Origin of the sequence: Streptomyces sp. NPDC046197 (genome assembly GCF_040646295.1) — a bacterium.
GTDB lineage: Bacteria > Actinomycetota > Actinomycetes > Streptomycetales > Streptomycetaceae > Streptomyces.
On sequence record NZ_JBEYZY010000057.1, the window covers coordinates 24,685 to 30,864 of the forward strand.

9 protein-coding genes are annotated in these 6,180 nt (G+C 69.2%); 5 read left to right on the plus strand and 4 right to left on the minus strand.

The genetic code is table 11. The features are described from left to right. Nucleotides 1–83 precede the first annotated feature (83 nt). Nucleotides 84–1,334 (minus strand): glycoside hydrolase family 3 N-terminal domain-containing protein, encoded by a 1,251-nt coding sequence (locus AB0A61_RS38710; RefSeq protein ID WP_361303637.1) that lies wholly within the window; start codon nucleotides 1,332–1,334, stop codon nucleotides 84–86. 357 nt (nucleotides 1,335–1,691) lie between these two features. Here AB0A61_RS38710 and AB0A61_RS38715 point away from each other — a divergent pair, with 357 nt between their 5' ends. From AB0A61_RS38715 to AB0A61_RS38730, 4 genes are read left to right on the plus strand one after another with little or no spacing between them, the layout of a single operon-like run. Beyond that, nucleotides 1,692–1,943, plus strand: a complete 252-nt coding sequence (locus tag AB0A61_RS38715) for a hypothetical protein (RefSeq protein ID WP_361303640.1) — start codon at nucleotides 1,692–1,694, stop codon at nucleotides 1,941–1,943. A gap of 9 nt (nucleotides 1,944–1,952) precedes the next feature. Beyond that, nucleotides 1,953–3,164: an SPFH domain-containing protein gene (locus tag AB0A61_RS38720; RefSeq protein ID WP_361303643.1), complete on the plus strand. Its 1,212-nt coding sequence runs from the start codon at nucleotides 1,953–1,955 to the stop codon at nucleotides 3,162–3,164. A gap of 39 nt (nucleotides 3,165–3,203) precedes the next feature. After that, the gene (locus AB0A61_RS38725) at nucleotides 3,204–3,431 is read left to right on the plus strand and encodes an FAD-dependent monooxygenase (protein WP_361303645.1); all 228 of its coding nucleotides are present in this window, start codon (nucleotides 3,204–3,206) and stop codon (nucleotides 3,429–3,431) included. Beyond that, on the plus strand, nucleotides 3,413–4,117 hold the full coding sequence (locus tag AB0A61_RS38730; protein WP_361303648.1) for a hypothetical protein: 705 nt from the start codon (nucleotides 3,413–3,415) through the stop codon (nucleotides 4,115–4,117). Before AB0A61_RS38725 ends, AB0A61_RS38730 begins: the two co-directional genes overlap by 19 nt. Nucleotides 4,118–4,201: 84 nt before the next feature. Here AB0A61_RS38730 and AB0A61_RS38735 read toward each other — a convergent pair whose 3' ends face one another. The 3 genes from AB0A61_RS38735 to AB0A61_RS38745 all read right to left on the minus strand — a co-directional run bounded on the left by AB0A61_RS38735 (nucleotide 4,202) and on the right by AB0A61_RS38745 (nucleotide 5,530). Next, entirely contained in the window at nucleotides 4,202–4,417 is a 216-nt protein-coding gene (locus AB0A61_RS38735; RefSeq protein WP_361303651.1) for a DUF4177 domain-containing protein, read from the minus strand. 46 nt (nucleotides 4,418–4,463) lie between these two features. Then, nucleotides 4,464–4,811 carry a hypothetical protein gene (locus AB0A61_RS38740; RefSeq protein ID WP_361303654.1) on the minus strand — a complete coding sequence of 116 codons (348 nt, stop codon included), beginning with the start codon at nucleotides 4,809–4,811 and terminating at the stop codon, nucleotides 4,464–4,466. A 275-nt stretch (nucleotides 4,812–5,086) separates the two neighbouring features. Beyond that, on the minus strand, nucleotides 5,087–5,530 hold the full coding sequence (locus AB0A61_RS38745) for a MarR family transcriptional regulator (RefSeq protein WP_361303657.1): 444 nt from the start codon (nucleotides 5,528–5,530) through the stop codon (nucleotides 5,087–5,089). A gap of 116 nt (nucleotides 5,531–5,646) precedes the next feature. On the opposite strand from AB0A61_RS38745, the gene AB0A61_RS38750 reads away from it, so the two are divergent. Beyond that, nucleotides 5,647–6,039, plus strand: a complete 393-nt coding sequence (locus AB0A61_RS38750) for a nuclear transport factor 2 family protein (protein ID WP_361303660.1) — start codon at nucleotides 5,647–5,649, stop codon at nucleotides 6,037–6,039. Nucleotides 6,040–6,180 lie beyond the last annotated feature (141 nt).

A 6,180-nucleotide genomic window follows, 5' to 3' on the forward strand; every position in this document is an offset into this window, starting at 1 on the left:
TAACAAGATAGCGGAAGAAACCTCTGTGGCAGAGGCCCCGATGCGGATGACCGGCCGCAAGTACGCAACGGTGCGGCATGTGTTCAGCCGCAGCTGAGCAGCCCGGCATTGACCTTGGCGGTCAGGATTCGATGCACGCTGTCGTTCACCTTGGCCCGGAAGGAGGCGTCCTGCTGCATTCGGGTCTGGATCGCCTGCGCCATCGCCGGCACCGTGCTCGGCTGCACCGTGAGGATCATGTTGCCGCCCGCCGTCAGGAAGTTCACCGCGCGCTGGGCCGAGGTGAAGGACCGCACCGCCACCGCCTGTCCGAGGTCGTCGGAGATGACCACGCCGTTGAAGCCGAGTTGGGTGCGCAGCAGCCGACCGATGACGGTCGGCGAGAAGGCCGCCAGGTGCTTGGAGTCGATTTTGGTGTACGTGGCCAGCGACACCATCACGAACGGCGAGCCGTTCTTGATGCCGGTTCGGAACGGCGTGAGGCTGGAACTGGTGGCGGTCGTCACCGAGTCCGTGACGTTCGCCGTGGTGTCGGTGTTGCCGATCACCTGGCCAAGCCCGGGGAAGTGCTTCAGCGTCGTCATCACACCCGCCTGCCTGAAACCGGCGGCGAAGGCGCCGCTGTGCGAGGTCACGGTGTCGGGCGTATGGCCGAACTCACGGTGGAAACTGCCGATGGGAACGTTGCGCGTGTCCAGAGCGGCCGGGACGACGTCCGCGACCGGGGCCAGGTTCAGGTCCACCCCGGAGGCCTTCAGCTGGCCGGCCCAGCCGGCGGCCTGGGTGCGCAGCGTGCTGGTCGACCAGCTTCCCTGGGTCAGCGCGCTCGGCATGGTCGAGAAGCCGGGGCCGTTCAGAACCTGCACCCGGCCCCCCTCCTGGTCGGTGGCGACCATCAGCCCGACCCGCCGGCCGGCGACCGTGTCGGCCTGCCCTCTGATGCCGTCGACCAGCTTCCGGGTCGCCTTGGTGCCGGCGCTGCTGCGCCCGGTCAGCATGATGGAGCCCACGTGGTGATCACGTAGCGTACGCAGCTGGGTCCGGTCGGGGGTGGCGGCCGATATTCCGCCCATGAAGAGCTGCCCGATGCGCTGGGCCTGGGTCATACCGTTGAAGACCCGGTCGGCGCAGGTGGCGTTCGACGCCGTCGGAGCGCTGCGCAGTGCGGCGATACGACTACTTGGAGTGATCGAACCCGTGGACGCGGGTCCGGCGCTCGCCTGGACCACCGATTCGTTCGAGGCCGTGACGACCAGCACCGCGGTGGCCAGTGGGACCGCCGTGCGCAGGGCTGCGGAATGGCGGCCGCCGAGCCACCGGACACGTGCTGTCATGAATCTGCTCCTGCCCTCGACGCCGTTGCAGAACGGCGTCGAGTCATGGGCCTCGGTTCACTTCTGTTACAGCGAGTTCGGTTCTGTACGTCATCACGTTACGCTGCCGCGCCATTACGCGCGCTATTTGCGCCTCCACCGGCGATCGGCGTCACCGCTTCCCGCTCCGGCAGGCGCAGAAGGCCTTGCGGGCGCCCCTGCGGCGACTTGACGCCCGGAGCTCTCGGCCTTGTTCGCGCCTTGTTCGCCACGATCACCGGAAACCGCTCCCAACTCTCGCCCGGGACAACGTGGGTCCCCGGCGCAGGTGGGTCTAGCCTCGGAAACAGAGGAACAAAAGATGGGAGGTCGCCGACGATGCCGCAGGACGAGGCCGTGATCGGCTGCACCGGCGAGGTACTCCTGCCCACCCGCGGATCCGCCGGGCCCGGGGAGATCCTGGTGCGGGTCAGAGGCGGCTCCGAGACGTTCCTGGCCTGGTCGCCGGAGCCCCTGCCGAAGGGAGCCACCGTGCTCGTGATCGAGTCCCGCGGGCGCCGCGCCGTCGACGTCATCGAGTGGGCGGATCCGTTGGACGCAGCGTGCGGCGACGCCGCCGACACCGGCTGAGGAGAAGACATGTTCGGATACCGCGTTCCCGCTCCCGACGAGGCGATGCTGATCTCGGGCGGGCGACGGGGACTGGGGGGCGCACCGTTCCGAGTGGTGACGGGGCACGGCAAGTTCGTCCTGCCGATCTTCCGCAAGACCCGCTTCCTCACGCTGTCGATGTGCGAGGCCGAGGTCACGGAGACCTGTGTCACCCGGCAGGGCATCTCGCTGCACGTCCGTGCCGTGATCGCGTTCAAGGTCGGCAACGACACCGAGAGCATCATCAACGCCGGGCAGCGCTTCCTCTCCGACCAGCAGCAGATGTCGGTCCTGACGGGCCGGATCTTCGCCGGCCATCTGCGCGCGATCATCGGCTCCATGACCGTCGAGGAGATCGTGACCGAGCGGCAGAAGCTCGCCGCGGAGGTGCTGGACACGTCGAAGACCGAGATGGCGAAGATCGGTCTCATCGTGGACTCGCTGCAGATCCAGTCGATCGACGACGGGGACACCGGTTACATCGACGCGATGTCCGCGCCGCACCGGGCCGCCATCCAGCGGCAGGCCCAGATCGCCCAGGCCCAGGCCACCCAGGCTTCGGTCGAGGCGGAACAAGCGGCGGCGCGCAACCAGGCCGAGTACGCCCGGCAGACCGCGATCGTGAAGGCGCAGTACTCGGCCGAAGTGGACCGTGCGCAGGCGAAGGCCGGCCAGGCCGGACCACTGGCACAGGCGCACGCCCAGCAGGAGGTGCTCGCCGCTCAGACCGAAATCGCCCAGCGTCAGGCCCAGTTGCGCCAGCAGCAGTTGGTGGCGGAGGTCATCAAGCCCGCCGAGGCCGAAGCCCAGCGGATCAGGGTGCTCGCCGCCGCAGAAGCGGAACGCATGAGGATCCAGGCCGAGGCGGCGGCCTCGCACGACCGTGTCGCGCTCGACCGGATGCTGATCGACCAGCTCCCCCAGATCGTCAAGGAGGCCGCGGGCGGCCTCTCGGGCGCCAACGTCAACGTACTGAACGGTGCGGACGGCCTCGGTGAGATCGCGGCCGGACTGGTCGGCCAGGGACTGACGATCCTGGACTCGGTCCGGCAGAACCTGAACGGCCAGAGCGCCGCCGGTCGCCCGGCGAAGACCGACACGCTGCTCGCACTGCAGGGCTATCTCCCCGCCTCGCAGACGGACACCGCCGAGAAGCGGGAGAAGGAGACGAACAACGGGCCGGTCGACGGCGGCGCCTAGGGGGTGTCGTTCCGATCAGCGCTGGAGGAGGAGCCCGCCATGCCCGTGCCACACGCAGAGGTGGGGGTGCTGATCGTCGGTGCTGGGCCGGTCGGGCTCACCGCCCGAGCCCTGCTGGAACGCTGGGGCGTGCGGGCCCTGTTGGTCGAGAAGCGCCGTGAGCTGTCACCTTTTCCCCGGTCCCGGCCGGCACGTTCAAGGGCAGTCCGGAACAGGGCTATGCGGTCCATGTCGAGATCGAGGACGTCGTGGCCGACCTGTCACTGACGCCCGAAGTGCCGCCGTGGCGCCCGGAGACGGGACACGTGTTCTTCGGGGAGAACGAGGAGCACTACATCGCCTGGCTGCCGGTGGCGGCGAGGAACGCGGCCCGGGTCACCCTCGTCCGCGACGGCCGCACCGAGCGCCTGACAGGCGTGGGCTACCACGACCACAACTGGGGCAACATCGCCCCGCGCAAAGTGCTGGACCACTGGTACTGGGGCAGGGCCTGTGTGGGCGACTACACCGTGGTCACGCTGATGTTCGTCGCCGACGAGCTCTACGGCAAGGCGGAGATGCCGGCCTTCCTGGTCGCCGAGTCCGGCGAGATCCTGGCCTCCGCCGTAGGCGCGGACAGCCTGGCCTTCTCCGCGGACGACGTCGTGGTGAACGAACGGAGCGGGGTGCCGGTCGCGAAGCGGCTGCGGTACCGGACGGGGGACGAGTCCGTCTCATACGCAGTGATCTTCGAACACCGCAAGGACGCGTTCTGGCTGGACTTCGGCAGCACCGGTGCATACCACCGCTTCATCGGCGACGTCACCGTCGAGCACACGTGCAACGGCCGGACCGAGACGGCGCGGGGCCGGACGCTCTGGGAGCTCCTCCACTTCGGGCCCCGCCCCGTAAAGCACGACGACGCGACCGGAGAACCGCCGGACCACCTCCCGACGATCGGCCACCAGGCCTGAGCGACGGCTCCGGCGCCCTCCGAGCATGGCCTGGAAGCCCCTGGAGTTTCACCAGGGGCGCGGTGTCGCGCGGAGGTGTGCCCTCTACTGGCGCGGTCGTTCCAAGGTGATCAGCAAGCCCTCGACCGCGCCCGGGCCGATGCGGCCCTTGACGTCCGCGGACGTTATCGCCTTGAGCGCCCAGCCGTCCTCGGCATGCTTGTTGAGAACCTTCTCCAGCTTGTCGCTGTCCAGGGCATCGCCGATCAGCGACTCCCGGAAGGTGACGACCTTGTACTCGTACGTGTAGGGCCGGCTCATGGCGCTGGGTTCTCCTGCGGGTTGGTGCTGCGGTTGCCGGAGTCAGTTAATCATCGTTCGGAGCTGAACGACCCGGGAGGTGCAGGGCTCGTACCGGAGGAGTTCCAAGGCCGGTAGGTCCGTTGGGAGCGGGCACCTCGCGTGCGATCACGTGGGCGGCGCCGGCGCCCGTGGTGGTCAGCTGCCCGAGGCCGTGCTCCCAGCTGACCGCGGGCCGGGGGTGAGTGTCGTCCAGCCAGTCGTAGATACGGGCCAGGGCGAGTCCCTGAGCGCCCGCCTGGCAGCGCGCGTCCGCGCCTTCTTGCGCGGTGAACTCGATCCGCGGGGGGGCGGCTCCCATCACGTACATGCCGTGGCTCAACGCCCAGCGCATGACCGGGTTGGCGGCGATCAAGTGGTCCAGTTGGGCGTCGAGTTCCGGGTCCGAGGCCGCGCGAAGCCGCCGTGCGACCTCGGCACGGTCGCCGGGGACGATGGCCCGACACCGGCACCCTGCACGGTGATCTGACGGAGTGGGCGACCGCGGGTGCCCCCAGCCTCGTGCGCCCCGCAGGGCAGCTGATCCTGCGTGCCCTGGCCATGTCCCTGCCCGTATCATGCCGGCCGCCCGCGCCTACCCCCAGGCTCTCGTCGAGCGCTTCGGGCCGCGAGGTCCGGCCTGGTCCTCTGCTAGGAAAACGGGCCCTCGCTGGTGAAGCGGCGCAGGTGGTGGGCGAAGGTCTCGGCTTCGCCGGGGGCCCAGGTGGACAGGCTGGCCGTGATGTGGGCGGCCAGGCGTGCACGTAGTTCCTGTACCGCGAGGTGGCCCCGGTCGGTGAGGACGAGCAGGTGTGCGCGTCGGTCGGTGGGGTCTGTTTCGCGGCGGATGAGGCCGGCCGCCTCCAGGCGGGAGGCGCGGCGGGTGACGCCGGAGCGGTCGATCCCGACGTCGGGGGCGAGGTCGGCGGCGCTGCGGGGTCCGGTCCGGGCCAGTGCGCTGAGGACCGGGTAGGTCTGTTCGTCCACCCCCTCGCCCATGTCCTGGGTGAGCTGTCTGTGCAGTTGGGTGCGTGTGGTGCGCCTGAGGAGGATGCCGAGCGCGTCGGCGATGTCGTGTCCCACCGCGTTGTCCATGCCCCAAGAATAGCGTGCGTAGCGCACGCGTTGCCTGCTACAGTGAAGGGGATGCGTGCGAAACGCACGCACATTCGTCCTTGCCCTGACTCGCTCCTGCCCTGAAAGGAATTCCCATGACCCGCACCGGGATCCGCGCCGCCCTCGCCGACCTGATCTTCAACCGCGACCTCACCGTCGCGGACGCCGTCGACCGCCACTTCACCCCCGACTACCGCCAGCGCACGGACGGGCGGTGGGCCGACCGCGGCGAGTTCATCGAGCACATCACCCACGTACGCGGCCTCGTCGCCGACGGCCATGTCGAGATACACGAAGAGCTCTACGACGGCAGCCGGTACGCCGACCGGCACACCGTCCACATCACCAAGACGGACGGCTCCACGGTGAGCATGGAGGTCTACGTCTTCGCCGACCTCGCACCCGACGGCCGGTTCAGCCGCATCGAGGAGACCACCCTGATGCTCCAGGGCTCCGACGCCGATCGCAACATCGGCAGCGCCCGCTAGTGCCCCGGCAGGCAACGTTCGCCCCGTCGCGACGCCCGGCACGCATTCTCGCCGCACCGGCCGAAAGCCCAAGTACGTCCAGTACGAGGACTTCCGGCCGGCACGCCGAGAGCACGCACCGGACGTCACTCCTTGACGGGC

What these genes read in the sequence shown, in the direction of transcription:
- AB0A61_RS38745 (WP_361303657.1), bottom strand. Translation starts at nt 5,530, where the DNA reads ATGGACAACGCGGTGGGACACGACATCGCCGACGCGCTCGGCATCCTC.
- AB0A61_RS38735 (WP_361303651.1), bottom strand. Translation starts at nt 4,417, where the DNA reads ATGAGCCGGCCCTACACGTACGAGTACAAGGTCGTCACCTTCCGGGAG.
- AB0A61_RS38725 (WP_361303645.1), top strand. Translation starts at nt 3,204, where the DNA reads ATGCCCGTGCCACACGCAGAGGTGGGGGTGCTGATCGTCGGTGCTGGG.
- AB0A61_RS38750 (WP_361303660.1), top strand. Translation starts at nt 5,647, where the DNA reads ATGACCCGCACCGGGATCCGCGCCGCCCTCGCCGACCTGATCTTCAAC.
- AB0A61_RS38710 (WP_361303637.1), bottom strand. Translation starts at nt 1,334, where the DNA reads ATGACAGCACGTGTCCGGTGGCTCGGCGGCCGCCATTCCGCAGCCCTG.
- AB0A61_RS38720 (WP_361303643.1), top strand. Translation starts at nt 1,953, where the DNA reads ATGTTCGGATACCGCGTTCCCGCTCCCGACGAGGCGATGCTGATCTCG.
- AB0A61_RS38715 (WP_361303640.1), top strand. Translation starts at nt 1,692, where the DNA reads ATGCCGCAGGACGAGGCCGTGATCGGCTGCACCGGCGAGGTACTCCTG.